A 25458-nucleotide genomic window follows, 5' to 3' on the forward strand; every position below is an offset into this window, starting at 1 on the left:
TGACATGGATTCACGGCCGCAGATGATGCTCACGGGGATCGTGCTCGATTCCCCGGACGCCCGGGAGCTGGCGGCGTTCTACCACCGGCTGCTGGGCTGGACCGCCACCAAGGACGAGCCCGACTGGGTCACGCTCGGCGCCCCGGCCGGCGGGCCCGGGCTGTCCTTCCAGACCGAGAAGAACCACGTGCCGCCGGTGTGGCCGGCCGGCCCCGGCGATCAGCAGATGAGCGTCCATCTCGACATCCGGGTCGAGGACCTGGACGAGGCGGGCGCGCACGCCGAGCGGGCCGGCGCCACGCTCGCCTCGTTCCAGCCCCAGGAGCACGTCCGGGTCTACCTCGACCCGGCCGGCCATCCCTTCTGCCTATACGTCGACTGAAGCCGGCGGGGCGGCGGCTTCCTCGTCCTTGCCGGCGGCCGCGGCCAGCTCGTCGAGGAACGTGCGGGCCCACTCGGCGACGTCGTGCGTACGCAGATGGCGCTGCATGACCCGCATCCGCCGCTTGAGCTCGGCCGGCTCGGCCGCGACCGCCCGCAGCAGCGCCTCCTTGACGCCGTCCGGGTCGTGCGGGTTGCACAGGAACGCCTGCCGCAGCTCGGTGGCCGCCCCGGCGAACTCGCTGAGCACCAGCGCCCCGCCGGAGTCGCCCCGGCACGCCACGTACTCCTTGGCCACCAGGTTCATGCCGTCGCGCAGCGGGGTCACCATCATGACGTCGGCCGCCACGTACATCGCCGCCAGCTCCTGCTTGCTGTACGACTGGTGCAGGTAGTGCACGGCCGGGACACCGACCCGGGCGAACTCGCCGTTGATCCGGCCGACCTCGCGCTCGACCTTGACCCGCAGCGTCTGGTAGTGCTCGACGCGCTCCCGGCTCGGGGTCGCGACCTGCACCATCACGGCGTCGCCGACCTTGAGCTTGCCGTCGGCCAGCAGCTCGCGGAACGCCTTGAGCCGCAGCTCGATGCCCTTGGTGTAGTCGAGCCGGTCGACGCCGAGGATCACGGTCTCGGGGTCGCCGAGCTCGGCCCGGATCTGCTTGGCCCGCGCCTGCACCTGGGGATCGGCCGCCATCCGCTCCATCTCGCGGGTGTCGATGCTGATCGGGAACGCGCCCGCCCGGACCTTGCGGCCGTCCACCTGGATCGACTGGCCCTCATACCGCAGACCGAGAAGATGCCGGGCCAGCCGTACGAAGTTCTGCGCCGCCAGCCGCTGCTGGAAGCCGACCAGGTCGGCGCCGAGCAGTCCGCGCAGCACCTCGGCCCGGAACGGCATCTGCATGAACAGCTCGATCGGCGGGAACGGGATGTGCAGGAAGAACCCGATCTTCAGGTCGGGGCGCAGGTCGCGCAGGATGGCCGGCACGAGCTGCAGCTGGTAGTCCTGCACCCAGACGGTGGCGCCCTCGTCGGCCACCTCGGCCGCGGCCTCCGCGAAGCGCTGGTTCACCAGCCGGTACGCCTCACGCCAGCGCCGCTTGTAGACCGGTGTCTCGACGGCGTCGTGGTAGAGCGGCCAGATCGTCGCGTTCGACTGGCCCTCGTAATAGCGCTCCAGCTCCTCGGCGCTGAGCGGCACCGGGTGGATGTGGATGCCCTCGAGCTCGAACGGCTCCGGCGCCTCGCCGGTGCCGCCGGCCCACCCGATCCAGGTGCCGCCGTGCTCGGTCAGCACCGGGTGCAGCGCGGTGACCAGGCCGCCCGGACTCGTGCGCCATTGGCGCTCCCCGTCCGGAGTGGTGATCTCATCGACGGGAAGACGGTTGGCGACAACGACGAAGGAACTTCGTTCGGCCACGCTGAGTGCACCTCCGGGTCGTTTCTGTTCCCACCCCGAGCCTACTGTGCGTAAGCGCTCGAGGCGTGCCCACTCCTATGCAGCCTCGTTGGACCGGGGTGGCTGCCGGGTGCCATCCTGAGCCGGTGACACCGTCCGCCGATCTTTCCCCGCCACGGCGTCCGATTTTCTTCCCTGTGGTCATCGCCACCGTTTTCCTCACGATCATCGGGATAACGGCGGGGTTCGTGCTCGGCGAGCGGGACCGGTCACATTCCCAGCCCGGTGGTTCCGAAACGTCGGATACCGCGCCGGTCGCGTCGGCCCCGGCGGTAGATGGGCCGCTGTGCCCGGACGCGACGCTGGAGACGGCGGGCCAGAGCCTGTACCAGGTGCTCAAGATCGTCACGGCCGACCACACCACGGTCTGGATCTGCCAGGACGCGAACCAGGGCCTCTACTACCAGGGCAAGACCGGCGACCGCCCGCTCAAGCAGCACGACAACGGCCTCTTCCTGACCGGTGTGCGCGCCGTGGGCGACGGCGAGTACGAGGTGTACGACCAGAAGGGCAACCGCTTCGAGGTCACCCGCAAGCGGTTCTCGCTGTACCGCGCGGACGGCAAGCGCGACCAGTCGAGCCCGGTCGTCGAGTCCGAGTGAGGGAATCCGGGGAAGCCCCGCGGGGTTGACTACGGAGGCCGGAAGAGGACCTGGAAAGATAGGCCGTTGCATTCGGCAACCCGTCCGGCTTGAAAATCAACGATCGCGGAGGTAGGGCGCACCGTGGCCCAGTTCATCTACGTCCTGGAGAAGGCGCGCAAGGCGCACGGCGACAAGGTCGTGCTCGACAACGTGACGCTGAACTTCCTGCCCGGCGCCAAGATCGGCGTGGTGGGTCCGAACGGCGCCGGTAAGTCCAGCCTTCTCAAGATCATGGCGGGGCTCGACACGCCCAGCAACGGCGAGGCCCGGCTCATGCCCGGCTACACCGTCGGCATGCTGGCCCAGGAGCCGCCGCTCAACGACGCGAAGACCGTCCTCGGCAACATCGAGGAGGCAGTCGCCGAGACGAAGGCGAAGCTCGAGCGGTTCAACAAGATCGCCGAGCAGATGGCGACCGACTACTCCGACGAGCTGATGGAGGAGATGGGCAAGCTCCAGGAGGAGCTCGACCACGCCGACGCGTGGGACATCGACTCGCAGCTCGAGCTGGCGATGGACGCGCTGCGCTGCCCGCCGCCGGACGCCGACGTCACCCAGCTCTCCGGTGGTGAGCGCCGCCGGGTCGCGCTCTGCAAGCTGCTGCTGCAGGCGCCCGACCTGCTGCTGCTCGACGAGCCCACCAACCACCTCGACGCCGAGAGCGTGAGCTGGCTGGAGCAGCACCTGGCCAAGTACGCGGGCACCGTCATCGCCATCACCCACGACCGGTACTTCCTGGACAACGTGGCGAACTGGATCCTCGAGCTCGACCGCGGTCGGGCGTACCCGTACGAGGGCAACTACTCGACGTACCTGGACAAGAAGGCCCAGCGCCTGGCGGTCGAGGGCCGCAAGGACGCCAAGCTCAAGCGGCGCCTCACCGAGGAGCTGGAGTGGGTGCGGTCGAACGCGAAGGCCCGCCAGACCAAGAGCAAGGCCCGTCTCGACCGCTACGAGGAGATGGCGACCGAGGCCGAGAAGACCCGCAAGCTCGACTTCGAGGAGATCCAGATCCCGCCGGGCCCGCGCCTGGGCAACACGGTGATCGAGGTCAACGACCTGGTCAAGGGCTTCGACGGGCACACGCTCATCGACCACCTGTCGTTCTCGTTGCCGCGCAACGGCATCGTCGGCATCATCGGCCCGAACGGCGTCGGCAAGACCACGCTGTTCAAGACCATCGTCGGGCTGGAGAAGCCGGACGAGGGCTCGGTGCGCATCGGCGAGACGGTGCAGCTGTCGTACGTGGACCAGAACCGCGCCGGCCTCGACGGCAGCAAGACCGTGTGGGAGGTCGTCTCCGACGGACTCGACCACCTGATGGTCGGCAAGGTCGAGATGCCGTCCCGGGCCTACGTCGCGGCGTTCGGCTTCAAGGGCCCCGACCAGCAGAAGCCGGTCAAGGTCCTCTCCGGCGGCGAGCGCAACCGGCTCAACCTCGCGATGACGCTGAAGATCGGCGGCAACGTGATCCTGCTCGACGAGCCGACCAACGACCTGGACGTCGAGACGCTGTCCAGCCTGGAGAACGCGCTGCTGGAGTTCCCCGGCTGCGCCGTGGTCATCTCCCACGACCGGATGTTCCTGGACCGGGTCGCCACCCACATGCTCGCGTGGGAGGGCACGGACGAGGACCCGGACAAGTGGTTCTGGTTCGAGGGCAACTTCGAGGCGTACGAGAAGAACAAGATCGACCGCCTCGGCGCGGAGGCCGCCCGGCCGCACCGGGTCACCTACCGCAAGCTCACTCGTGACTGACAAGTTCATCTATGACGTGTCCGTGCGCTGGTCCGACATGGACGCGTACGGGCACGTCAACAACGCGCGCTTCCTCACGCTGTACGAGGAGGCGCGCGTTGCCATGTTCTTCGTGGGCGCCCGGCAGCACGGGCTCGGGTCGTTCGAGGAGGGCATCGTGATCGCCCGCCACGAGATCGACTACCTGCGCCCGGTCGACTACGGCGAGCCGGTGCGCATCGAGATGTGGATCTCCGAGCAGAAGGCGGCATCGTTCACCGTCGCCTACGAGCTGTTCGACGACGGCGTGCTGGCCAGCCGGGCCCGGTCGGTCTGCGTGCCGTACAACCTGGCCAACGGGCATCCGCGCCGGCTCACCCCGGAAGAGCGTGAGTTCCTGCGTCCCTACCTGGCCGCATGACTCAGCACGGCATCACCGGCGTGCCCGACGCCGGCGCCTTCCTCGCCCGGCTGACCCGGCTCGATCCGGGCGCTCCGGTGCGGCTGCGGGCATCCGGCGGGCGTACGGCGTTATGGGCGCGCCTGCCGTGGGACGTGCTGGTCACCCGCGAGGTCGCCGGGCGCGGGCCGGACGACGCCACCGTCTCCGCCGCCGAGCTGCTGGCCGTGCTGGCCGGCGGCGGCGACCGGCTGCCGTCCCGGCGCGACGCGGACTGGCGCTGGCCGCTTCCGCCGGCCGCCGCCGAGACGGTCGAGACCGTGTCGGCGAGCGAGCTGACCCGGCTGGCCGCGGCCGCCGCCGGGACGCTGCGCGAGATCTCGTCCGGCGGGCTCGCCGGCCGCTCGGTCGGCCAGCGGGCGGTGCGGGACGCGCTGCTCGACCACGTCGCCCTGGTCGTGACGCCGGCCGGGGGCGGCCCGGTGGAAGTCTCCCAGCGCCTCGTCCAGGCCGTCTCCCGAATGGGTTTCCTGGGTCCCGCGGGCGCCGACGTGCCCGACACCCGGGTCCGCACGGCGGGCCGTTGGGTGGGTCTTTCGGCACCATATGGAGTCGCCTGGCTACAGCCAGTCACAAAATTGGCTGTTATGCCTATAGGTAGTCACCCGAAAGGGTGATGCCATATCGGACGACCGGTTCCGCCCTCCGGTTGGGGGGATGACCTCCGCGACCTGTACGGGTACCGTCGGCCCTCGGATCCACTCGCTACGTCCGGTGGTGGGTCTGCTGGGGAGTGAGGTGCGCAACGATGCCGTGGTGGTCATGGCGTCCGGGTTCGGCCGCGGGTAACGCGCCGGACACCGACGGGGATTCAATGGTGCGCAGCACCGTTCGGGTCGGGGTACCGGCGCAGCGCGAGCCGAGCCGGGTGGTGGTTCCCTCCGAGGTGCAGCCGGAGCAGAGCGAGCAGCAGATCGCGGCGGTGACACTGGCGCGCATCGGCAAGGCGCTCGACATGCTCGACATCCGGTTCCTGGCCGACGGCGGCGGCAGCCTGCTGGCAATGTGGGAGCGGCACGCCGTCCTGTTCACGCTCGAGGGCCCCGACGACGAGATCCTGGTGATGCGCGCCCGGCCGCACTCGACCGTGCCGCCGGATTGGGCCGACCGCGCCTACCGCGTGGTCAACGAGTGGAACCACACGCGCCGCTTCTGCAAGGCCTACGTGGGCGACCCGACCGAGCGGGGCCAGCTCCCGATCTACGCCGAGCTGCAGGTCCCGCTGGCCGCCGGCTGCCACGACGCCTTGCTGGTGGAGATGCTCGACTGCGGCGCGGCCGTGGCCACGTCGTTCGTCGACTGGCTCCACGACGAGGGCGCCCTGCTCTGACTTCTGCGGCGCCGCCGCCCACCCGCCGCCGCCGCGATGGCGGCCGCCGGGACGGGCGCGCGGCGCCCTTTTGCTCTGCTCACCCATACGCGCGGGCTCCTGTCGAAGGGCGCGGGCGCCGAATCGCCCGTCGCACCGCCGGCCCACACCCACCCCACCCACGTCACTGGGTGGGGGAGAGATTAGGGCCCGCGTACGACACTTTCGCGAAGCTGTCCACAGCCGGCGCGTCCAAATGAGCAGAGCGACGAGGCCTCAGAGCGGGAACATGCCCACGCGGCCGTGGTACTCGTGGCCGAGCTCGTCGGTGTCCGAGCCGACCAGCAGGCCGTGCGGCACGACCTGGAAGACCCGCACGCCGACGCCGCGCGCCCGGGTCGGGTTCCAGGAAAGCGCCCGGCCGGTGGTCGGGCTCACCGCGCCGATGCCGGGCCGGGAGACCGCGCCCGGGCCGGGGCCCTTCGCGTCGGTGCCGTACGGGTTGTCGAAGTAGCGCTGGTGCCCGCCCAGATAGACAGCCGAGCCGGTCACCGCGACCGCGTAGAGCGAGTCCCCGCCGGTGCGCTGCACCCAGGTCGGGTTGTGCCGCCCGGTGCCGCCGGCCTCGAAGCGCGCGGCCGAGTCGCAGAGGCGGTCCGGCGAGGAGGCGCGCCCGGTCGCGGCCACCACGAAGTAGGAGCCGTCGGGCGAGAACTTCACCTGCCGCAGGTACGTGTCGAAGCCCTTCATGCAGGCCGGCTTGTACGCGTCGGTGTACCAGCTGGTCAGCGCCGCCGCCGCGCCGGAGACGTCGAACATGGCGATCTGCGTCCGGTCGTAGGAGCCGGACTTGAGCAGGGCCCCGACCGCGACCAGCCGCCGGCCGTCGGGGGAGATGTCGAAGTGCTCGACCCGGGTCCGGCTCAGGCCGGGGGCGGTCAGCCGGGCGTCGAACCCGGTGTCCACCGCGCCGGTGGTCGCGTTCATCCGGGCGAGCGCGGCGCGGTTCACCCCGCTGATCGCCGAGAAGGTCCCGCCCGCGTACAGGAAGGTGCCGCGGGTGGCCAGCGCCCGCACATCGCCCCAGTTGATCTTCGCGCCGAACGAGGTCACCCGCTGGCCGGAGAGCGAGATGCGGGCCAGGCCGCGCTGGTCGGCGCCGTTCACCGACTTGAACGCGCCGCCCGCGTAGACCGTGCCCTCGGTGCCGGGGGCCAGCGCATAGACGGCGCCGTCCACGTCCGGGGCGAAGGGCCGGATCTGGCCGTCGGCGAGCCCGAACGCGAAGATGTTCTTGCGGGCGTACGTGTTCTTGCGGCCGCTGTCGGCGACCTTGGTGAACGCGCCGCCGACAACCACGGTGTCGCCCACCACCGCCATGCTCCAGACGGTCCCGTCGAGCACGTGCGGTGTCCAGTCGACCGGGTTGGCCGAGACGATCGTGGCCTGGGCCGGATCGGCCTCGGCGGGATGGGCGCAGGCGACGGCGGCTGCGACGATGACGGCGGCGGCGAGCAGACGACGACGCATGCGGGCGGCTCCAGGTCAGTGATCGAGACTTGCACCTCGACAAACGATCCAGCGCGGGCCCGAGAAACGCTCAGTCCATGTGGTTGACCATGAAGTAGGCCGCCCGCTCCAGGTAGTCCCAGAGCGCCGTCCGGTATTCCGCCGGCAGCTCCAGCGAGTCCACGGCGTCGCGCATGTGCGTCAGCCAGGCGTCGCGGGCGGCCGGGTCGACCTTGAAGGGCGCGTGCCGCATGCGGAGGCGGGGATGGCCACGAGAGGCCGAGTACGTGTTCGGGCCGCCCCAGTACTGCATCAGGAACAGCGCCAGCCGGTCGGCCGCCGGGCCCAGATCCTCCTCGGGATACATCGGCCGCAGCAGCGGGTCGGCCGCCACGCCCGCGTAGAACCGGTCGACGAGCCGGCGGAAGGTGGGCTCGCCGCCGATCGCGTCGTAGAAGGAGGTCTCGTCCGGAGCTGGTGCGGTCACCTGTCCATCCTGCCAGGCGGTCAGGAGCTCTCCGTTGTGACGCTCGTCGTGGCCGCGTGATGCGGCTTGTACGACTTGGCGGCGGCCGTGGTCTCGCCCGGCGTCTTGGCGGCGTGGTGAGGTTGATACGAGTCGGCCGCCGGCGACGGGGCGGGAACGGCCGGGGGATGGGTGGCCGCCGCCTCCTCGATGGCGGTGTCGAACTCACGGCCGGTGGGCCAGCGCGCGACCAGGCCGCCCATCACGGCGGTGCCGGCGACGCTGATCAGTCCCACCACCAGCGGCAGCCGGAAGAGGTCGGCCAGCACGCCGCTGATGATCACGCCGGCGAACTGGCTGAGCTGCATGCCCATCTGGACCACGCCGTACGCGCGAGCGCGGTAGCCGTGCGGGATCATCAGCACGAACTTGCCGTTGAGCGTCGGCGACAGGCCGCCCTGGGCGATGCCGGAGAGCGCCACCAGGACGGCGGCCCAGACCGGCGGCGGCCCGGCGATCACCGGCACCAGCACGAGCGTGCTCAGCACCGCGTACGGCCGGATCAGCCGGTCGCGGGTCGACGGCGCGGCCAGCCGGGTGGTGAGCAGGCCGCCGATCACGAAGCCGATCGGACCGGCCGCCATGATCAGACCCTGGTCGAGGCCGCGGGTCGTCGGGTCGGCGCTGCCCTCGGCCGCCCACGCCGCCGCGAGCGCCTCGGGGGCGACCGCGAACAGGCTCATGAGGCAGACCAGGACGGCGATCGAGCGCAGCACCCGCCGGCCGAGGACCAGCCGGAAGCCCTCGGCCGACTCGTGCAGCAGATCGGTGCGCTGGGCCCGCGTGCGTGTCGCCGGCCGGGGGCGTACGCCCAAGGCGATGAAGGAGGCCGACAGGGCGAAGGTCAGCACGTCGACGCCGAGCGCGAGCCGCGGGCTGATCACCGTGGCGATCGTGGCGCCGGCCAGGTAGCCGAAGACCTGGGCGGACTGGGAGGTGGTCTGGTTGATCGCGATCGCGGTCGGCAGCTTCTCCCGCCCGACCAGGTGCGGCAGCAGGGCCGAGCGCGCCGACTGGGTGGGCGGCATGCCGAGGCTGGCGATGAAGATCAGCGACATCATCGCCCAGACCGGCATGTGCGGCACGATCAGCAGGGCGGTGGGCACCAGGCGGAAGAGATCGGCGCAGATCAACACCCGGCGGTACGGGTACCGCTCGGCCAGTGCGGAGAGAACCGTGCCGCCGAGGATCCAGGGCAGGAAGCTGACGGCGAACGCGGCCGCCGAGAGTAGCACCGACTTGCTCTGCTGATAGACCAGCAGGGTCACGGCCGCCTTGGAGAGGTAGTCGCCGACCCAGTTGACCAGCAGCGACGCATAGATCGCTCGGTACTCGCCGACGGCAAAGACGTCCCGGAATGTAACCGGTCGGTCGCTTTCCGTCACCTTGCCGGCCGGGTCGGCCTTCCGGGCGGAGTCTTCGGACACCAGTCCTCCATCGATCGGTCGGTCGCCGGATCGCGGCGACCGCCGGCACGCCCGCGGGTGAGCCCGACGGGAACGTGATGCCGCATGTGCAGATGCTCAAGCGGATTCTGCCCGATCGTCCGAGTCGATGCTAGGGCGGACGGGCGGATTGTCGGCCGTTCGGAGGAGGGCCACCATCCCCCGGACGAACTAATCCCAGCTCAGGTGGCTCCGCCGGGCCGATCCTCCGGTTCGTACGCAAGAGGCAGTCCGGGCGGCACCGCGGCCCGCGGAATCAATCGAGAGGCGGCGATGCGTTCGGAGAGTCCGGCCTCGTCCATCGCCTCGGTCAGCGCCCGGCGGAGCTCGCGCTGGACGGTCGCCTGACCGTCGGCGGTGGTCTTGGCGATCGTCCGGATCACGGCGCCGTCCACGGTGAGCTGCTCGACGCCGACCACGTCCGGCGGCTCGAGGAACTCGGTCTTGTGCTCGGCCGACTCGGCGACGGCGGAGGCCGCCCGCTTGAGTACGCCGATCGCCTCCTCCGTGTTGATGAAGCCGATCGGGATGTCGATCACCACCAGCGACCAGCCCTGGCTCTTGTTGCCGACCCGCACGATCTCGCCGTTGCGGATGTACCAGAGCACACCGCGCATGTCGCGGACGGTGGTGATCCGCAGGCCGACCGTCTCGACGACGCCGACCGCCTCGCCCAGGTCGACCGTGTCGCCGACCCCGTACTGGTCCTCGAGCAGCATGAACAGGCCGGCAATGAGGTCTTTGACCAGGCTCTGCGCGCCGAAGCCGAGCGCCACGCCGACGATGCCGGCGCTGGCCAGCAGCGGGCCGAGGTTGAAGCCGAGCTCGCCGAAGACGAGCAGCGCGGCCATCGTGAAGACCACCGCGGTGACGAAGCTGCGCAGCACCGAGCCGATCGCCTCGGCCCGCTGGCGGCGCCGCTCGGGGATGAACTGGCCTTCCTCGGCGGTCTGCGCGGTCCGCTCCTTGAGCGGCTTGAGCAGGGCCGGCATCGAGGCCCGGGTGGTGCTGTTGGTGAGCCGCTTGATCGCGCGGTGCAACAGCCAGCGGATCACCAATGCGGCCACGACGATCCCGAGGATCCGCAACGGCTTGACGATGACCCAATAGCTGGAGTTGGCCAGCCACTGGTTGCCCGTCCACTCGTAGACGCGGCTGCACACCACGTCGGTGTTGCAGATCTTCGTTACGTCGATCGAGGCGAAGACGCTCGGGCTCGGTGACGTCGAGGGTCCGGGGCTGGGGTCCAGGAGTAGCACGGAGAGCCACCGTACCGGGCGAAGCTGGGGTTGCTTTCAGGTGCCACACAGCGCACAGACCTCAGACGTTTACCGCCCGGCTACGGATTGCGCTCGCAATTTGCTCATCCATCAGGGACTATTGGCGCACGGACCACGGACACCGACAGACCGGGAGCGGTTGTAAGCACCTACACCGGAGGGTGATCACGATGCCTGACATACGACCGACAGTGGGCTCATCCGCGTTAGTTCTGAACGCCACGTACGAGCCGCTGTGCGTCGTATCAGTGCGTCGAGCGACCATCCTCGTCCTGACCGCCAAGGCGGAATGCGTCTCCGACGGTGACGGCATCCTCCACAGCGCCCACCAGAACCTCCCGGTTCCCTCGGTGGTACGCCTCACGCGGTACGTGAAGGTGCCGTACCGCACGCACGTCGGCCTCTCCCGCCGAGCGATCTTCGCCCGGGACGGCGGCCGTTGCGCCTACTGCCGCGGCTCGGCCGAGACGATCGACCACGTCTTCCCGCGCAGCCGCGGCGGCCTGCACGCCTGGGACAACGTGGTGGCCGCCTGCGCCAAGTGCAACCACAGCAAGGGCGACAAGACCCCGGCCGAGCTCGGGTGGCGCCTGCACCAGATACCAGCGGCGCCACGTGGGGTGGCCTGGCGGGTCCTCGGACACCGCACGCCCGACCCGCGTTGGGCCGACTGGCTCGACCTTCCGGCCGCCCCGGCAGAGACTGCCGAGGCGGCTTAACTCTTTTTGGTGCCCACCAGCGAGGCGAAGACGACGACGTTGTCGGAGTAGCCGGTGCTGCCGCCGACCCAGCTGCCTCCGCAGGTCATCAGGCGCAGCGAGGGGCGGCTGAAGTCCCCGTACACGCGCTGGATCGGCAGTTTGCCCTTGTTGAAGTGCTCGATCGAGTTCACCTCGAAGATCGCCACCGAGTTGTCGGCCCGCAGGACCTCGATCCGCTGGCCGGGCTTGAGCTTCGGCAGGTTGTAGAAGATCGACGGGCCGCTCTTGGTGTCGGCGTGCCCGACGATCAGCGCCGGACCGAACTGCCCGGGCGTGGGACCGCCGTCGAACCAGCCGGCCTCGTTGTGGCGCTTCAGCGGCGGTACGTCGACCGAGCCGTCGGAGGCCAGCCCCACGTCGAGGATCGGTGCCTCGACCTTGATCGACGGGATCGTCAGCCGCTCGGGACGGCTCGGGTCGAGCACCGGGAAGGAGCGCGGCGGCGGCTCGCCGGCCTGGCGCTCGAACAACGCGGGCAGGTCGATGCTGGTCGCCGCCCCGATGCCCATGGCGACCAGGAACAGCCCGAGGAAGACCAGCACGAGCACGATCATCCCGACCGGCCACGGGCGCCGGCCGCGTCCGGGCCGGGGCGGGTACGTGGGCCGGGGCCGCGGGTGGGGCAGCCGGAAGGCCGGGCGCCCGGGGGCCGGCGGCGTCGGCGGCAGCGGGCCGGTGATGGTGCCGGGCGGCGGCGCGACGATCTCGGCCGGTTGCTTGGCGCGCACCGCATCGGGCACTCGCGAGCCGGTCGCGGGCGTCTGCCGGGTAGCCACGGGCGGCCTCAGCCGAGGCGACGGCGTCGCAGGGTCACCAGTCCCAGTGCTAAGCCGGCCCCGATCACGAGCAGGCCGCTGCCGATGAGCATGGGCGCGTTCCGCCCGGGCGCCATGCCGCCCCCGCCGGTGGCCGGTCCCTTGGCCGGCTCCACCTTCGCGACCACGTGCAGCGTGGCCGAGGCGGTCTTGTTGTCCGGGCAGTGCAGGTCGATGCGATAGTCGCCGGGCTTGGTGCCCGAGGGCACCCGCACGGTCGCGGTGAGCAGCCCGTACTGCGGGCTGACCGCCACGGTGCCGAACAGTGACGAGGTGACCGAGGCCGCCTTGAGGTTGTCGTCGCACGAGGCCCGCAGGCCGACCTCGTCGCCGACCGGCACGGTGCTCGGGTTGACCTCGAGGTAGATCGATGCGGCCCGTGCCGCGGCCGGGCCCAGGAACAGGACGAACAGGCCTACGACGAGTGCCGCCAGGGCGGCGGGGACAGACCGGCGCATGAGATCCCCCTCCTGCCGTTCGCGGGCGCGATGACCCGAACGGCGCGTAGGGGTGATTTTCGCACCTCCACGCCGTTTCCGCGTAGATCCCTACCGGCTGAGACCTCGGGTTCGAGACCCGACGGTCCGGCACGACCCGCACTCCGCTACCGTGACGTTGTTCGGATCAACGGGAATTCAGGCGCCTGGGGGCGTTGAGGTTGTTGTCGATATCAGAAACCGTCCTGATCTTCGTGATCATCCCGGCGGGCGTCATCCTGCTGGTGGCGTCGCTCGTCCTCGCGGGCAGCGGCCGCGACCGGAAGACCCGCCGGTATCGGCCGGGCCGGCCCTACGACTTCCAGCCGATCTGGTTCCTGGCGTCGCCGGAGCAGGTCACCGGTCCCGCCGGTGGGCAGTCCCGCCGGGCGATCGAGGCGCCTGTGCTCGAGGACATCTCCGGCCATCGGGTCCTTCCCGGTTCTGTAGGAGGCGCAAGTGACAGCTGGTGACCTGGGAAAGACTGCCGCCCTCCCCAGCGAGCAGCCGTTGACCGCGCTCGACGAGCCGGGCGGCGACACGCTGGTCAGCGCCCCGGAGCAGTCGGGGCCGGACGCCGTGGCCGACGGCCCGTTCACCACCCGGCAGCTGCTGCGTCTCGACGAGGCGCTGCGGGTGGCCGACCAGCAGACCGGGCTGACCTTCAGCGTCTACATCGGCGAGCTCGAGGTCCCGACCCGCGAGTCGGCGGAGAAGCTGCACAAGCAGATCGAGAACTCGGCGCTCGCGGTGCTGATCGCGGTGTCGCCCAACCAGCGCCGTCTCGAGATCGTCACCGGCGTCGACGCGCGCAAGCGCATCTCCGACCGGGACGCGAAGCTCGCCGGCCTGTCGATGGCGGCGGCCTTCGCGGGCGGCGACCTCGCCGGTGGCGTCCTCGCCGGCATCGACCAGCTCGCGTCGCACGCCGGCCGCCACTGAGTCGCACGCCGGCCGCCACTGACCACCGCGCGCAACGACCCTCATCCCACGGGGATGAGGGTCGTTTTGTGTGTGCCAAATGAAACTGGAAACACGTTGGCAACAACACTGGGTGAGTAGGCTGGCACTCCGCGGTGATGGAGGTGGTCCGCTTTGGTGGTGTCCAGTCAGGTGGCGAGCACTCCGCCCCGGTGGAGTGCGCCGGAGGCCGAGTGGACCGAGCCCGACCTGCACCTTTTCCCGCAGGACGGCCATCGGTACGAGATCATCGACGGCTGCCTGCACGCCGCGCCCCCGCCACCCGAGTCGCACGAGGCGGTGGTCCGCGGCATCGTGACCACGCTGCGCTCGGCCGCCCCGCCCGGCTGGTGGGTGTGCGACCGGCTCGGCATCGCCATCAACGAGGGAACCGGTGGAGACAGCAACGTCGTTCCCGACGTCACCGTGCTGCGGCCGCGCTCGTCCGGCGCGATCTGGAGCGACCCGGCCGACGTGGCGCTGGTGGTCGAGGTGGAGACGCCGGCCACCCGCCGCTACGACCGCATCCTCAAGCCGACGCTGTACGCGGAAGCGGGCATCCACGCGTTCTGGCGGGTCGAGCCGGGGCGGGCCACGCCGCTCCTGCGCACCTACATCCTGAGCGGCGAGCGCTACCGCCCCGACCGGAGCATCGAGGGCGCCGAGCCGGTCAAGCTCGACGCCCCCTATCCGATCCGGGTCGCCCCGGCCGCCTGGCTCTAGATCACGCCGCGGCCCGATCGCGACGGATCACGCCGCGGCCCGATCGCGACGGATCACGCCGCCGCCCGGTCGCGGGCCCGCGCCTTGAGAGCCCGCACGACCCCGTCGCGCCCCTCGGCCACGAGCCGCCGCAGCGACGCCGGCTGCCCGTCCCGCGCCAGCCACGCGTCGGTGAGCGCGATCGTCCGCTCGTTGATCTGGTAGACGGGGTAGCCCAGCATGACGAACTCCTGCGCCGGCTCGCTGTCCGAGCGCGCCCACACGTCGGCCACCACGTCGAAGAACTTCTCCGCGTACGGCGCCGTCAGCTCCACCTGCTTGACGCTCTGGAAGCCGGTCAGCAGCGAGCGGTTCAGCCAGTTCGGCACGCCGGCGTCGCTGGTCAGCTCGGCCCAGACGGCCGCCTTGTTCTCGGCGGTCGGAATGAGCGCCCGGGCGACCGCCGCCTCCCGCTCGCCGCTGGCGGTGCGGTCGGTGGCCAGCTCGTCCTCGATCTCCTCCAGCGTGGCGGCGCCGAGCGAGGCCAGCGCCTGCAGCAGGTTCCACCGCAGCTCGGTGTCGACGACCAGGCCCTCGGGCACGTTCCGCCCGGAGAGCCAGTCGCGCAGCACGGCCTGCTCGTCCGGCGTGCGGGCCGAGCTGATGAACGACCGCGCCCAGCTCAGCTGCCAGCCGCTGCCCGGCTCGGCGGTGGCCAGCGAGTCGCGGGACAGCTCGGCGAGCTTGGCCCAGCCGGTCGGCTGCCAGGCCGGGTCGGCGTACTGCGCGATCGCGCTGGCCGCCTGCCGGACCGTCCAGGTGGTGAGGTTGATGTCGGTCTCCCGGGGCAGACCCGAGCAGACCAGCGTCACGTAGTCGCGGGCGGCCAGCTCGGCGTCGCGCAGCATGTCCCACGCCGCGTTCCAGACCAGGGCCCGGGCCAGCGAGGAGTCGATGCCGGCGATGTGGTTGACCACCGTCGCCATCGAGCGCTCATCGAGGCGGAGCTTCGTGTACGAGAGGTCGTCGTCATTGAGCAGCAGGACATCCGCGGCCGGGACCCCGGTCAGCGCCTTGATCTCGGTGCGCTCGCCGGTCACGTCCAGTTCCAGCAGGTCGCGGCGCACGAGCCGGTCGCCCTGCAGGTCGTAGAGGCCGACCCCGATGCGGTGGGTGCGCAGCGTCGGGTAGCCGGCCGGGGCCTCCTGCTGGACGACCACGCTCGTGTACGTGCCGTCGGGGCCGATCTCGACCAGCGGGCGCAGCGTGTTGACCTGCGCGGTCTCGAGCCACTGGGCGGCGAACTTGCGCAGCTCGCGGCCGGACGCGGCCTCCAGCTCGACCAGCAGGTCGTCGAAGGTGGCGTTGCCCCAGGCGTGCTTGGCGAAGTAGGCGCGCAGACCGGTGAGGAACGAGTCGAGACCGACGTAGGCGACCAGCTGCTTGATCACGCCGGCGCCCTTGGCGTACGTGATGCCGTCGAAGTTGACCTCCACGGCCTCGAGGTCCGGCATCTCGCAGTAGACCGGGTGGGTCGAGGAGAGCTGGTCCTGGCGGTAACCCCAGCTCTTGCGTACGGAGAGGAACGTCGTCCAGGCGTCGGTGAAGCGCGTCGCCTGCGAGTTGCACCAGTGGCTCGCCCACTCGGCGAACGACTCGTTCAGCCACAGGTCGTTCCACCAGCGCATGGTGACCAGGTCGCCGAACCACATGTGCGCGAGCTCGTGCAGGATCGTGTTCGCCCGCTGCTCGTACTCGAAGTCGGTGACCTGCGACCGGAAGATGTAGTGCGCCTCGGCGTGGGTGACGCAGCCGAAGTTCTCCATCGCGCCGGCGTTGAAGTCGGGCACCCACAGCTGGTCGTACTTGGCGAGCGGGTAGCGCACGCCGAACTGCTCGTGGAAGAAGTCGAAGCCCTGCTTGGTGATCAGGAAGAGGTCGTCCGGGTCGAGGTACTGCGCCATCGACGCGCGGCAGAACACGCCGAGGGAGATGCCGTCGTGCTCGTCGCGCACCTCGGTGTACGGCCCCGCGCAGATCGCCGTGATGTAGGTGCTCATCCGCGGCGACGTCTGGAAGCGCACCGTCTTGGCGCCGGCGCCGGCCTCCTCCTCGCGGTCGACCGGCATGTTGGAGACGACCTTCCAGTGCTTCGGCACCGTGGCCCGCCAGGTGAACACGCTCTTCAGGTCGGGCTGGTCGAAGCAGGCGAACACCCGCTGCGCGTCGGCCGTCTCGAACTGGCTGTAGAGGTAGATCTCCTTGTCGACCGGGTCGAGGCTGCGCTGCAGGCCCTGGCCGCTCGCCGAGTAGGCGAAGTCGGCGTCGACGACCAGCTCGTTCTCGGCGGCCAGCCCGGTGAGCGTGAGGCCCTTCTCGGCGGTGAACCCGGTCAGGTCCAGCGGCTCGCCGTTCAGCGTGGCCGAGCGCACCGAGGTCGCGGCCGTCTCGATGAACGTCTCGGCGCCCGGCTCGGCGCAGCGGAACGTGACGACCGTGGTGGAGCGGAAGGTGCCGTCGCCCGGATTGCCATACCCGTCGGTCAGGTCCAACGCGATGTCATATCCGGTCACCTCGAGCAGGCGGGCGCGGTCGGCAGCCTCCACCTGTGTCAAGTTTCGAACTCCGGCCACAGCCACTCTCCTTCAGAGCGCACGAGCTTTTCCTCGTCAGACTATGCGTCCGGTGCGTGGCGTACCTCACCCGGAGTACCCGGACGTGATTTGACGGCAGAAGTGGTAAACGCACCACCGCTTCGGACTACCGATCGTTGGATGGGGTAACGAGCCAGAACGTGAACGACCGGAGGACCTCAGATGGCCGATACGGAGACGGTTGCGACGTCGACGATCGCCGTGGAGCGCGGGAAATGGACCGGCATCCCGCCCGAGATCGCGGCCATGGTCGCCCCGCCGGTCACGGTCTCGGCCACCCCGATCGGCCGTCCGGTCGGCACGTGGCGAAAAGCACAGTTAGCCAGGTCACGCGGGAACATGCCGGTGACGAGGCACCGCCGGCCCGCCAGGTAGGTTGCGCGCCATGACGGTCGTGCATTCGATCCGCCGCGCCTGGCTCACCACGGGGAGCACCGGCGCGCAGAACTACGACGAGTTCGCCGACGACGCCGAAATCACCGCCATCATCTCCGCCAACCCGCACAGCGCACTTGCCATCGAGATGCCGCACCTGGCGCCCGATTCGCTCGGCAAGTCGTTCAGCGACTCCCTTCCCGACGCGGTGGCCCGGCTCGCGCTGGAGCGCGCCGAGGGCGGTTACGTCCCGGCCGAGCACGTCGTGGTGCTCTACCGGATCACGGCGCCCGGCGAGCCCGCCGCGTACGGCCTGTGGAGCATGGTCGACACCGACCAGATCTCCGCCACCGCCGACGAGCCCGGGCTGGTCATCCGCAACGAGGAAGTCTTCATCGAGAAGGTCCGCGAGCGGGTCGCGCTCGCGGGCGCGCTGGGGACGCTGCTGTCGCCGGTGCTGCTGCTGCAGACGGCCAAGGGCGACGAGCTGCACGCCGCGCTGGCGGCCGCCACCGACGCGGCGGGGGAGCCCGCCGCCACCGACGTCGACCAGACCGGCCGCACGCACGCGATCTGGGCGGTCGGGCCCGGCCCGCTGCAGGACGAGCTGACCGCGCTGGCCGGCGGCGGGGAGCTGGTGGTCGCCGACGGCAACCACCGCAGCCTGGCTGCGCAGACCGGGCGGCTGCCGCGCTTCCTCGCGGTGGTGACCACGCCGGCGTCGGTCGCCATCCAGCCCTACAACCGGCTGATCAGCGAGCTGTCGCTGCCGGTCGGCGAGCTGCCGGCCCGGCTGCGGGCGGCCGGCGCGTCGGTCGAGGAGCTGCCCCGGCCGGCGGCCATTCCGGCCAAGGGCACGATCGAGCTGTACGCCGGGGGCCGCACCCTTGCGGTGACGCTGCCCGCCGATCCGCAACTGCCGGCCGTGGAGAACCTCGACCACGCGCTCGTGGAGCGGGTCCTCCTCGGTGACGTGCTGGGCCTCGACCCGGGCGACAAGCGGATCTCGTACATCGGCGGCGACTACCCGGCCGAGTGGCTGCGCGGCGAGGTCGACGCCGGCCGCGCCGAGCTGGCCGTGCTGATCGCCCCGGTGACCGTCGACGACTTCGTGACGGTCAACCTCGAGCGGCAGAAGCTGCCGCGCAAGAGCACCTGGTTCACCCCCAAGGCCCGGGGCGGTCTCGTGCTGGCCCAGCTCGACTGATGCTCGACCCTCAGGTGACGGCGGCGGGGTCGCTCCGCCGCCGCCCGCCGTCGGACATTTCCGACCCGTACGAAAAGCTGCTGTTCACCCGCAAGGCCATGGAAGAGGCGGTCGACGCCGAGTGCGGGCCGGCCGTGCCGCTGGCCGTGGTCGTGGACGTCGACGCGCACGGGGCTCCCTGCCGCCTCTACGCCACGAAGGTCGACGCCCCGCTCTTCGTCTACCTGCACGGCGGCGGGTGGTGCTACGGCAGCGTCGAGACCGTCGACCGGGTCTGCCGGCGGATCGCCCTCCGGTCCGGCTGTGCCGTTCTCTCGGTCGATTACCGGCTCGCGCCCGAGCACGTGTTCCCGGCCGCTCTCGAGGACGTCGAGTCGGTCCTGTCCCATGTCCGGCAGACCGACCTCGGCGTCGACGCGTCGCGCCTGGCCATCGGCGGCGACAGCGCCGGCGGCCAGCTGGCGACCATCGCGGCCCGTCGCCAGCGCGACTTGGGCACCCCGCTGGACTACCAGGTCCTGATCTATCCGGCGCTCGATCCGATGACCGCGTCGCCGTCGTTCGACGAGCTGGGCTCCTACGGGCTGGACCGGGCCTCGATGAAGCTCGCCTGGGAGACCTTCGTCCCCGACCCGCGCCTCCGGCTGACTCCCGACGTGGCCGTCTTCGCCACGGCGGATCTGTCCGGCATGCCGCCCACGCTGATCATCACGGCCGAGTACGACGCGCTCCGCGACGAGGGCGCCGACTATGCGGACGCGCTGCTCACGGCCGGCGTGCCGGTGGTGCACACCCGCTACATGGGCATGAACCACGGCTTCGCCCGCAAGCTGGCCGTGCTCGACGCCGCCCGCGCCGCGACCGACCAGGTCGCGTCCTCGCTGCGCGCGGCACTGACCTTCTGAGAGACTTCCGATATGCGTGTCTACCTGGGTTCGGACCACGCCGGTTACGAACTGAAGATGCACCTCGTCAACCACCTGACCAAGCAGGGCCACGACGTCGTCGACGTGGGACCGCACGTCTACGACCCCGAGGACGACTACCCGGCCTTCTGCCTTCACACGGGCGCGAAGGTGGTGGCCGACGAGGGTTCGCTGGGCATCGTGATCGGCGGCTCCGGCAACGGCGAGCAGATAGCCGCCAACAAGATCGACGGCGTACGGGCCGCCCTGGTCTGGCGGACCGAGATCGCCCAGCTGGCCCGCCAGCACAACGACGCCAACGTCATCAGCATCGGCGCCCGCGAGCACACCCTCGACGAGGCCACGGCGTTCGTCGAGGCGTTCCTGGCCACCCCGTTCTCGGGGAACCCGCGCCACGCCCGGCGGATCACCCAGCTGGCCGAGTACGAGCAGACTCGCAAGCTGCCGGAGCTGCCGGCTTCCTGAGCCCATCGCGGTCAGCGGTTGCGGGGGAGATCCTCGCGCGGCACCCAGTTGCGGCGGACGATCGTCAGGTTGCGGTCGGCTTCGGCCAGCTGCTCGTCGGTGGGCCGGGCCGCGTCGCGCGCCCGCAGCGCGGCGCCCACGCTGACCTGTGACGACCCCGAGCCGACCAGGCCCCGCAACCCGCGCTCCGCCTCGCGGTCGTCGGTGGGGGTGCCGCCCGGGCCGGCGCCGGGGCTTCCGCCGGGGTAGGGGCGTCGCCCTTGCGCCGGGCGGGGAGGTCGCTCGCCGGGGATGCCGCCGCCCGGAGCCGGCCGCTCGCCGGGGATGCCGCCGGCCGGAGCGCCGGGGGTGGGTGGGGCTTCCGGGTCGAGAATCGCCCCGGTCAGCGCGGCCGGCGTGTGGGTGGCCGGTTCGTCCGGGGGCGGGGGCGCCGGGGCGGACGAGGAGGAGGGACGCACGCGGCGGCGTCGGCGTTCGGGCTCGGCCATGTCGCCGACGGTACCGCCGCGGGCGTCACTCAGAACACCTCGATCGGATTTGGCTGCCGGTGCCATCCGAACGCGGCCGACGGCAGGTTCGCCGTCAGCGGGCGGGCGCGACCGGCGGCGATCAGTGCGCCCAGGGACGTGCCGCCCAGGTAGAGGGCGCCCAGGTCGGTCACCGAGAGGGCGATGTCGGCCGGCTCCTCGGTGCGCACGCACCGCGCCTTGTCGGCGGCCGACGCGGTCAGGCGCCAGCGGCCCGTGTTCGAGCCGAGCAGCGGATCGGTCACCTCGAGCACCGCGTCGACCGGCGTCAGGTAACGGCGGGCCTCCAGGGCGGCGGGCAGGTCGAGGATGCGCACCCAGAGGGCTTCCTCGTATTTCCGGCCCAGGCGGCGCGGCTCGTCCAGCAGGTACTGCAACGGCTCGTCGAGCGCGCCGAAGTCGTACGTCAGGGTCCGGGCCAGGTCGATGCCGAGAAGGAAGCGCCAGAGGGCCGCGTAGACCGCCGGGTCGTCGGCCGCCACCTCGCTGACCCGCACCTCGGCGTCGGGACCGAACTCGTCCCAGCGGCCCTTCGTGCGCCACAGCGCGTACCCGGCGGGCCGGCCGGAGGCGTTGTCGCAGATCACGCCGCGCAGCGCGGTGCCGCCGCCGCGATGATCCTTGGGATCGGCCAGGCGCTGCTCCCACCACCTGCCGGGACGGCTCGACCAGCCGACCCGGTCGGCCCGGACCCGGTCGAACACCTCGGCCAGCTCGGCGCTCGCCTTCTTCGGGTCGACCAGGCGCAGGCGTTGGCCGGCGCCCGGCACCTCGGGACGCAAGCGCAGCTCGCGGGTCATCGCCTGGTACGACATCACGGCGCAGGCGGGGCCGTAGCCGAAGCGCGGGTAGATCGTCGTCTCGCTGGCCCAGAGCACGGCGATCGGCTCGCGCCCGGCCTCGGCGATCTCGGCCAGCTGGCGGTGCATCAGCGCGGTGAGCAGGCCGCGCCGGCGGTGGGTGGGCGCCACGCCGACGCCCGTGACGTGCGCGGCCGCCACCGTCGCGCCGGGGACGGTGAGCTCGCGGGTGAGCGCGGTGGTGTGGCCGACGACCGAACCGGCGTCGTCCGCCACGAGCGAGCGCTCGGCCTCGAACGTCAGCAGGTCGCGGGCCCGGTCTTCGTCGTCGTAGTCGTGGTGGAACACGTAGTTCAGCAGGTCCACGATCGCGTCGTGGTCCTGCGCGGTGGCCTGTCGCAGACGTACGGACTCGTCCATGGCCTTCTGTGTAACGGACTCGTCGCGTAAGAGCGAACGATTTGTCGGCTCGCTACTCTCGATGGGGGGCGCGAGCTATCAACGAGGGGGAGCGATGCCGGAGCAACCGCATCCGTATGAGCGGACGCTCGACATGCCACCGCAGGATCCGTGGGCCGGGCACGCGCCGGAGGAGCGGACGGCGGCGGCCGGAGCGGCGCCGCCGGCGTACAACCCGTTCACGCAGGGCCGGGCGCGGGTCACCCCGCAGACCCAGCCCCAGCAGCGGTACGCCGAGCACGAGCCGACCGGGGTGGGCTGGCCCGGCGCCGGCGCCCCACCCACGGCGCCCGGCATGAGCTGGCGCTGGAGCGACCTGCGCGGCGGCAGCGAGTGGACCACGGCGGCGGTGCTGTTCGCGTTCGTCTGCTGGGGCATCTGGGCGCTCTCCGGCGGCGGCCCGCTGATCACCCCGGTGATCGTCTTCCTGGTCACCCTGATCGTCGCGGCCGGCGTGTTCTGCCTGGCCCGGGTCGTGGGCTACCTGGTGCTCGAGCGGCAGCTGGGCCGCCGGCGCCGTAGCGCCCGCGGCTCGCACCTGGTGACCGCCCTGTTCCTGGCCGGCGTCGCCATCGCCGACCTCCAGCAGACCGAGTGGGTGATGACCGCCTACCACTGGGTGGCCGACAACCTCAGCTGACGGGCTTGCCCCCGGTCACGCCCAGAACCTCGCCGGTGGTGTAGCTGGCGTCGTCGCTCGCGAAGTAGACGTACGCCGGCGCCACCTCGGCCGGCTGTCCGGCCCGCCCCAGCGGCGTGTCGCCGCCGAACGAGGAGACCTTCTCCTCGGTCATCGTCGACGGGATCAGCGGCGTCCAGATCGGTCCCGGCGCGACGGCGTTGACCCGGATGCCCTTCTCGGCCAGGTCCTCGGCCAGCGCCTTGGTGAAGGCCACGATGCCGCCCTTGGTGGTGGCGTAGTCGAGCAGCGCGCTCGACGACAGGTACGCCTGGATCGACGCCGTGTTGATGATGGAACCGCCGGGTCGCATGTGCGGGACCGCCGCCCGCGACAGCCAGAACATCGCGTACAGGTTGGTCTTCATGACCCGGTCGAACTGCTCGGTGGTGATCTCGGTGATCCCGCCCGGCTGCATCATCTGGTACGCGGCGTTGTTGACCAGGATGTCGACGCCGCCCAGCTCGCGCACGGCCCGCTCGACGATCGCCTCGCAGTGCGCCTCGTCCCGGATGTCGCCGGGCACGGCCACCGCCCGCTGCCCGGCCTTCTCGATGAGATCGACCGTGTCCTGGGCGTCCGCGGACTCCGCCGGGAGGTACGAGATCAGCACGTCGGCGCCCTCCCGCGCGTACGCGATGGCCACCGCCCGCCCGATGCCGGAGTCACCGCCGGTGATGATCGCTTTTCGCCCGGACAGCCGCCCGCTGCCCCGGTAGCTCTCCTCGCCGTGGTCGGGCTTGTCGGGCATGGCGCGGGTCGAGCCGGGCGGTTCCTGGTTGCCGCCGTCGAGGGACGGCTTCGGGTAACGGTTGCGTGGGTCCATGACGGCCGAATGCCCGGCGATGTGTGACTTATGCGCGCGGCTCGGAGACGTGCGCGTGGACGATCCGCCATCCCTCCGGAAGGCGGACCCAGGTCTGCGACTGACGGCCGAGCACGTCGGTGCCCGGATAGCCGAACAGCGTCGTCACGATCACGGTGCCCATCCCGTACGCGCGGATGGTGGTGTCCTTGAGACGACGGCCCGGCGGCAGAGGTCCTTGCGCGCGCCGCCACCGCGCCTGCTCCTCGAGGCCGTCCTGCTGGTCGGCGATGCCGAACCGGATGGCGCCGGGGGCGAAGAAGCTCAGGACGGCGTCGACGTCGTTGGCGATGAGGGCGCGCTCGTAGGCCTCGAAGGCGGCGGTGACCTCGTCGATCTCCACGATCTTTCCTCTCCCGGTGAGGGCCCGGCGCCGAAGCGCCGGGCCGGGACGATCAAGAAGAGGCGGGCACCGGTACGCCGCCGGCCGGCGCCTCGGTGAACGTGTTGCCGGAGACCTCCTCCTCGAGCAGCTTGAGCTCGTCCGGGTCGGGTTCCCGCGGCGCCGGCTTGGTCAGCGCGAACAGCACGCACACCGCGGCCAGGAACAGGTAGCCGAGGGTGACCTGGCCGTCGGCGTTCCACTGCACCTTCTCGGCGTGGATCAGGCCGACGAAGGTGAGCACCGCGCCCGACCCGGCGAAGATCGCCGCGTGCCAGAACCGCTTGTCGATGATGAAGGCGACGATCGCGCCGAGCACCAGGCCGGCCAGGATCGCACCCTCGCCGAGCGTCTTCAGCCCGCTGTAGACGACGCCCGCGCCGACCAGCGCGTCGGTGCCGACCTGCTGGGCAGTGGTGCCGGCGGCCGAGAGCGAGTTGTCGATCATGCCGGTGACCCACTGCGCGATGTTCGGGATCAGCGCCGCCACCACCGCGGCGGCGTGCGCCCGCGGGGTCGCCTGGAACGCCTGGGCGCCGATCAGCAGGCCGATGTAGAGCAGGATCGGCACGATCGCCGGGGTCGGGAAGATCGCGCCGAGCAGCCCGAACAGGCCGAAGAAGCAGAGCAGCGCGATGACCACGCCGGTCGCCATCGAGTAGCCGGTGCGGCCGCCGGCCGCCTTCCAGCCGGGGTGGCCGACGTAGACCGCGGGCGGGAACGGCGAGCCGAGGCAGGAGCCGATGATCGCGCCGGCCCCGTCCGCCAGCAGCACGCTGCGCAGGTTGTACTTGTCGCCGGCGGTGGCCGCGCTCTCCACGTTGGTCATCGCCTCGGTGAAGTTGTAGACCCCGAGCGGGATCGCGGTGGCCAGCAGCGGGGCCATGTCCTTCAGCCCGTCGATCAGCAGGCCGACCTTGAGGTGCGGGAAGGCGAACGCGATGTCCTTGGCCGCCGCGCTGACGTCGGGCGCGCTCATGTAGCCGCCGATCCAGCCGATCGCGGTGCCGACCAGCAGCGCGGCCAGGCCGATCGGGATGTTGAAGGGCAGCCGGATGTCGGTGAGCAGGCCGATCAGCAGCAGGCCGAAGACGGGCAGGGCGATCCACGCGGCCGTCCACATGTTGCCGGCCGGGTTCATCGAGATGAAGGTGATCGAGATGCCGGCCAGGGTGCCGAGCAGCGCCGCGCGGGGCGCATATTTGCGGATGTACGGGCCGACGAACGCGCCGATGAGCACGATCACGCCGATGATGAACGCCCACGCGATGCCGGCCGTCCACGCGGCCACCGGGTTCTTCGTCGACAGGTAGATCGGCAGCATGATCACGAAGATCACGATGAACATGTGCGGGACGCTGGGGCCGTACGGCATCGCGGTGACGTCGGTGCGGTTCTCCCGCGCCGCGAGCCGCCGGGCCAGGTAGGTGTAGTAGATGTTGCCGGCGACCAGCGCGATGCCGAGCGCCGGCAGGATCACGCCGAAGACGTCGCCGGCCGGCATCTTGATCACGCCGATGCAGAGTCCGGTGAGGGTGAGCACGTTGACCAGCACGTTGACGCCGAAGCCGAAGAAGGCGTTGGTGTCGCCGCGGACCCAGTAGGGAAGTTTCGCCGGGACAGCCGGGGCAGCCGGGGCAGCAGTGGACATG

At 71.0% G+C, this 25458-nt stretch carries 28 protein-coding genes; 14 read left to right on the forward strand and 14 right to left on the reverse strand.

All coding sequences use genetic code 11. The features are described from left to right. Positions 1 to 4: 4 nt before the first annotated feature. Positions 5 to 382 (forward strand): VOC family protein, encoded by a 378-nt coding sequence (locus ACQP2F_RS07040; protein WP_433301759.1) that lies wholly within the window; start codon positions 5 to 7, stop codon positions 380 to 382. On the opposite strand, the gene ACQP2F_RS07045 is transcribed toward ACQP2F_RS07040, so the two are convergent. Further along, positions 368 to 1804: an alpha,alpha-trehalose-phosphate synthase (UDP-forming) gene (locus ACQP2F_RS07045; protein WP_433301761.1), complete on the reverse strand. Its 1437-nt coding sequence runs from the start codon at positions 1802 to 1804 to the stop codon at positions 368 to 370. The two genes, ACQP2F_RS07040 and ACQP2F_RS07045, sit on opposite strands and share 15 nt — an antisense overlap. A 176-nt stretch (positions 1805 to 1980) precedes the next feature. Here ACQP2F_RS07045 and ACQP2F_RS07050 point away from each other — a divergent pair, with 176 nt between their 5' ends. From ACQP2F_RS07050 to ACQP2F_RS07070, 5 genes are all read left to right on the forward strand, one after another. Next, the gene (locus ACQP2F_RS07050; protein ID WP_433301762.1) at positions 1981 to 2445 is read left to right on the forward strand and encodes a hypothetical protein; all 465 of its coding nucleotides are present in this window, start codon (positions 1981 to 1983) and stop codon (positions 2443 to 2445) included. A gap of 123 nt (positions 2446 to 2568) precedes the next feature. Further along, positions 2569 to 4245 carry an energy-dependent translational throttle protein EttA gene (gene ettA / locus ACQP2F_RS07055; protein WP_433301765.1) on the forward strand — a complete coding sequence of 559 codons (1677 nt, stop codon included), beginning with the start codon at positions 2569 to 2571 and terminating at the stop codon, positions 4243 to 4245. Continuing rightward, positions 4238 to 4645 carry an acyl-CoA thioesterase gene (locus ACQP2F_RS07060; protein ID WP_433301767.1) on the forward strand — a complete coding sequence of 136 codons (408 nt, stop codon included), beginning with the start codon at positions 4238 to 4240 and terminating at the stop codon, positions 4643 to 4645. The genes ettA and ACQP2F_RS07060 overlap by 8 nt, the downstream gene beginning before the upstream one ends. Next, positions 4642 to 5301, forward strand: coding sequence for a hypothetical protein (locus ACQP2F_RS07065; RefSeq protein ID WP_433301769.1), 660 nt, complete (start codon positions 4642 to 4644; stop codon positions 5299 to 5301). The genes ACQP2F_RS07060 and ACQP2F_RS07065 overlap by 4 nt, the downstream gene beginning before the upstream one ends. A 131-nt stretch (positions 5302 to 5432) precedes the next feature. Continuing rightward, entirely contained in the window at positions 5433 to 6014 is a 582-nt protein-coding gene (locus ACQP2F_RS07070) for a YbjN domain-containing protein (RefSeq protein ID WP_433301771.1), read from the forward strand. A 255-nt stretch (positions 6015 to 6269) separates the two neighbouring features. Here ACQP2F_RS07070 and ACQP2F_RS07075 read toward each other — a convergent pair whose 3' ends face one another. The 4 genes from ACQP2F_RS07075 to ACQP2F_RS07090 all read right to left on the reverse strand — a co-directional run bounded on the left by ACQP2F_RS07075 (position 6270) and on the right by ACQP2F_RS07090 (position 10732). Further along, entirely contained in the window at positions 6270 to 7523 is a 1254-nt protein-coding gene (locus tag ACQP2F_RS07075; protein WP_433301772.1) for a PKD domain containing protein, read from the reverse strand. Positions 7524 to 7593: 70 nt separating this feature from the next. After that, positions 7594 to 7989 carry a globin gene (locus ACQP2F_RS07080; RefSeq protein ID WP_433301774.1) on the reverse strand — a complete coding sequence of 132 codons (396 nt, stop codon included), beginning with the start codon at positions 7987 to 7989 and terminating at the stop codon, positions 7594 to 7596. A gap of 20 nt (positions 7990 to 8009) precedes the next feature. Beyond that, positions 8010 to 9455, reverse strand: a complete 1446-nt coding sequence (locus tag ACQP2F_RS07085) for an MFS transporter (protein WP_433301776.1) — start codon at positions 9453 to 9455, stop codon at positions 8010 to 8012. 200 nt (positions 9456 to 9655) lie between these two features. Next, positions 9656 to 10732: a mechanosensitive ion channel family protein gene (locus ACQP2F_RS07090; RefSeq protein WP_433301778.1), complete on the reverse strand. Its 1077-nt coding sequence runs from the start codon at positions 10730 to 10732 to the stop codon at positions 9656 to 9658. 191 nt (positions 10733 to 10923) lie between these two features. Between ACQP2F_RS07090 and ACQP2F_RS07095 the strand changes: the two genes are divergently transcribed. Then, positions 10924 to 11472, forward strand: coding sequence for an HNH endonuclease (locus ACQP2F_RS07095; RefSeq protein ID WP_433301780.1), 549 nt, complete (start codon positions 10924 to 10926; stop codon positions 11470 to 11472). Here the strand turns inward: ACQP2F_RS07095 and ACQP2F_RS07100 are convergent. Both ACQP2F_RS07100 and ACQP2F_RS07105 read right to left on the reverse strand, forming a co-directional pair. Beyond that, positions 11469 to 12290 carry a class F sortase gene (locus ACQP2F_RS07100; protein WP_433301782.1) on the reverse strand — a complete coding sequence of 274 codons (822 nt, stop codon included), beginning with the start codon at positions 12288 to 12290 and terminating at the stop codon, positions 11469 to 11471. The two genes, ACQP2F_RS07095 and ACQP2F_RS07100, sit on opposite strands and share 4 nt — an antisense overlap. Before the next feature lie 8 nt (positions 12291 to 12298). Further along, entirely contained in the window at positions 12299 to 12787 is a 489-nt protein-coding gene (locus tag ACQP2F_RS07105; RefSeq protein WP_433301784.1) for a hypothetical protein, read from the reverse strand. 203 nt (positions 12788 to 12990) lie between these two features. Between ACQP2F_RS07105 and ctaJ the strand changes: the two genes are divergently transcribed. The 3 genes from ctaJ (at position 12991) to ACQP2F_RS07120 (ending at position 14488) form a co-directional block, all read left to right on the forward strand. Further along, positions 12991 to 13278 (forward strand): aa3-type cytochrome oxidase subunit CtaJ, encoded by a 288-nt coding sequence (ctaJ, locus tag ACQP2F_RS07110; RefSeq protein WP_433301786.1) that lies wholly within the window; start codon positions 12991 to 12993, stop codon positions 13276 to 13278. A gap of 70 nt (positions 13279 to 13348) precedes the next feature. Next, complete coding sequence (locus ACQP2F_RS07115; RefSeq protein ID WP_433307381.1) at positions 13349 to 13747, forward strand: DUF5130 family protein; 399 nt, start codon at positions 13349 to 13351, stop codon at positions 13745 to 13747. Positions 13748 to 13906: 159 nt separating this feature from the next. Next, positions 13907 to 14488, forward strand: coding sequence for a Uma2 family endonuclease (locus ACQP2F_RS07120; protein WP_433301788.1), 582 nt, complete (start codon positions 13907 to 13909; stop codon positions 14486 to 14488). Between the two features lie 53 nt (positions 14489 to 14541). On the opposite strand, the gene pepN is transcribed toward ACQP2F_RS07120, so the two are convergent. Then, entirely contained in the window at positions 14542 to 17100 is a 2559-nt protein-coding gene (pepN, locus tag ACQP2F_RS07125; protein WP_433301789.1) for an aminopeptidase N, read from the reverse strand. 179 nt (positions 17101 to 17279) lie between these two features. Beyond that, on the reverse strand, positions 17280 to 17462 hold the full coding sequence (locus ACQP2F_RS07130) for a hypothetical protein (RefSeq protein WP_433301791.1): 183 nt from the start codon (positions 17460 to 17462) through the stop codon (positions 17280 to 17282). A 44-nt stretch (positions 17463 to 17506) separates the two neighbouring features. On the opposite strand from ACQP2F_RS07130, the gene ACQP2F_RS07135 reads away from it, so the two are divergent. From ACQP2F_RS07135 to ACQP2F_RS07145, 3 genes are read left to right on the forward strand one after another with little or no spacing between them, the layout of a single operon-like run. After that, complete coding sequence (locus ACQP2F_RS07135) at positions 17507 to 18703, forward strand: DUF1015 family protein (protein ID WP_433301793.1); 1197 nt, start codon at positions 17507 to 17509, stop codon at positions 18701 to 18703. Beyond that, entirely contained in the window at positions 18703 to 19608 is a 906-nt protein-coding gene (locus ACQP2F_RS07140; RefSeq protein WP_433301795.1) for an alpha/beta hydrolase, read from the forward strand. Before ACQP2F_RS07135 ends, ACQP2F_RS07140 begins: the two co-directional genes overlap by 1 nt. Before the next feature lie 12 nt (positions 19609 to 19620). Continuing rightward, complete coding sequence (locus ACQP2F_RS07145) at positions 19621 to 20094, forward strand: ribose-5-phosphate isomerase (protein WP_433301797.1); 474 nt, start codon at positions 19621 to 19623, stop codon at positions 20092 to 20094. Between the two features lie 11 nt (positions 20095 to 20105). On the opposite strand, the gene ACQP2F_RS07150 is transcribed toward ACQP2F_RS07145, so the two are convergent. Together ACQP2F_RS07150 and ACQP2F_RS07155 are read right to left on the reverse strand one after the other, a co-directional pair. Further along, positions 20106 to 20582: a hypothetical protein gene (locus ACQP2F_RS07150; RefSeq protein ID WP_433301799.1), complete on the reverse strand. Its 477-nt coding sequence runs from the start codon at positions 20580 to 20582 to the stop codon at positions 20106 to 20108. A 29-nt stretch (positions 20583 to 20611) separates the two neighbouring features. Further along, the gene (locus ACQP2F_RS07155) at positions 20612 to 21841 is read right to left on the reverse strand and encodes a GNAT family N-acetyltransferase (RefSeq protein ID WP_433301801.1); all 1230 of its coding nucleotides are present in this window, start codon (positions 21839 to 21841) and stop codon (positions 20612 to 20614) included. A 94-nt stretch (positions 21842 to 21935) separates the two neighbouring features. On the opposite strand from ACQP2F_RS07155, the gene ACQP2F_RS07160 reads away from it, so the two are divergent. Further along, positions 21936 to 22520, forward strand: a complete 585-nt coding sequence (locus tag ACQP2F_RS07160) for a DNA-directed RNA polymerase II (protein WP_433301802.1) — start codon at positions 21936 to 21938, stop codon at positions 22518 to 22520. Here ACQP2F_RS07160 and ACQP2F_RS07165 read toward each other — a convergent pair. Genes ACQP2F_RS07165 through ACQP2F_RS07175 form a run of 3 tightly spaced genes read right to left on the reverse strand, consistent with a single transcriptional unit; the run spans position 22513 to position 25457 of the window. Continuing rightward, positions 22513 to 23385, reverse strand: a complete 873-nt coding sequence (locus ACQP2F_RS07165; RefSeq protein ID WP_433301804.1) for an SDR family oxidoreductase — start codon at positions 23383 to 23385, stop codon at positions 22513 to 22515. The genes ACQP2F_RS07160 and ACQP2F_RS07165 overlap by 8 nt on opposite strands. A gap of 28 nt (positions 23386 to 23413) precedes the next feature. Next, the gene (locus tag ACQP2F_RS07170; RefSeq protein ID WP_433301806.1) at positions 23414 to 23767 is read right to left on the reverse strand and encodes an AtzH-like domain-containing protein; all 354 of its coding nucleotides are present in this window, start codon (positions 23765 to 23767) and stop codon (positions 23414 to 23416) included. A 52-nt stretch (positions 23768 to 23819) separates the two neighbouring features. Further along, positions 23820 to 25457 (reverse strand): regulator, encoded by a 1638-nt coding sequence (locus ACQP2F_RS07175; protein ID WP_433301808.1) that lies wholly within the window; start codon positions 25455 to 25457, stop codon positions 23820 to 23822. Position 25458 lies beyond the last annotated feature (1 nt).

It is taken from the genome of Actinoplanes sp. CA-030573, from assembly GCF_050951115.1.
Lineage (GTDB): Bacteria > Actinomycetota > Actinomycetes > Mycobacteriales > Micromonosporaceae > Actinoplanes.

Bases quoted from the DNA above. Each gene is read 5' to 3' on its own strand.
- ACQP2F_RS07165 (WP_433301804.1), bottom strand. From the start codon at position 23,385: ATGGACCCACGCAACCGTTACCCGAAGCCGTCCCTCGACGGCGGCAAC.
- ACQP2F_RS07070 (WP_433301771.1), top strand. From the start codon at position 5,433: ATGCCGTGGTGGTCATGGCGTCCGGGTTCGGCCGCGGGTAACGCGCCG.
- ACQP2F_RS07040 (WP_433301759.1), top strand. From the start codon at position 5: ATGGATTCACGGCCGCAGATGATGCTCACGGGGATCGTGCTCGATTCC.
- ACQP2F_RS07130 (WP_433301791.1), bottom strand. From the start codon at position 17,462: ATGTTCCCGCGTGACCTGGCTAACTGTGCTTTTCGCCACGTGCCGACC.
- ACQP2F_RS07155 (WP_433301801.1), bottom strand. From the start codon at position 21,841: ATGGACGAGTCCGTACGTCTGCGACAGGCCACCGCGCAGGACCACGAC.
- ACQP2F_RS07095 (WP_433301780.1), top strand. From the start codon at position 10,924: ATGCCTGACATACGACCGACAGTGGGCTCATCCGCGTTAGTTCTGAAC.
- ACQP2F_RS07105 (WP_433301784.1), bottom strand. From the start codon at position 12,787: ATGCGCCGGTCTGTCCCCGCCGCCCTGGCGGCACTCGTCGTAGGCCTG.
- ACQP2F_RS07145 (WP_433301797.1), top strand. From the start codon at position 19,621: ATGCGTGTCTACCTGGGTTCGGACCACGCCGGTTACGAACTGAAGATG.
- ACQP2F_RS07075 (WP_433301772.1), bottom strand. From the start codon at position 7,523: ATGCGTCGTCGTCTGCTCGCCGCCGCCGTCATCGTCGCAGCCGCCGTC.
- ACQP2F_RS07065 (WP_433301769.1), top strand. From the start codon at position 4,642: ATGACTCAGCACGGCATCACCGGCGTGCCCGACGCCGGCGCCTTCCTC.
- ACQP2F_RS07160 (WP_433301802.1), top strand. From the start codon at position 21,936: ATGCCGGAGCAACCGCATCCGTATGAGCGGACGCTCGACATGCCACCG.
- ACQP2F_RS07150 (WP_433301799.1), bottom strand. From the start codon at position 20,582: ATGGCCGAGCCCGAACGCCGACGCCGCCGCGTGCGTCCCTCCTCCTCG.
- ACQP2F_RS07135 (WP_433301793.1), top strand. From the start codon at position 17,507: ATGACGGTCGTGCATTCGATCCGCCGCGCCTGGCTCACCACGGGGAGC.
- ACQP2F_RS07140 (WP_433301795.1), top strand. From the start codon at position 18,703: ATGCTCGACCCTCAGGTGACGGCGGCGGGGTCGCTCCGCCGCCGCCCG.
- ACQP2F_RS07175 (WP_433301808.1), bottom strand. From the start codon at position 25,457: ATGTCCACTGCTGCCCCGGCTGCCCCGGCTGTCCCGGCGAAACTTCCC.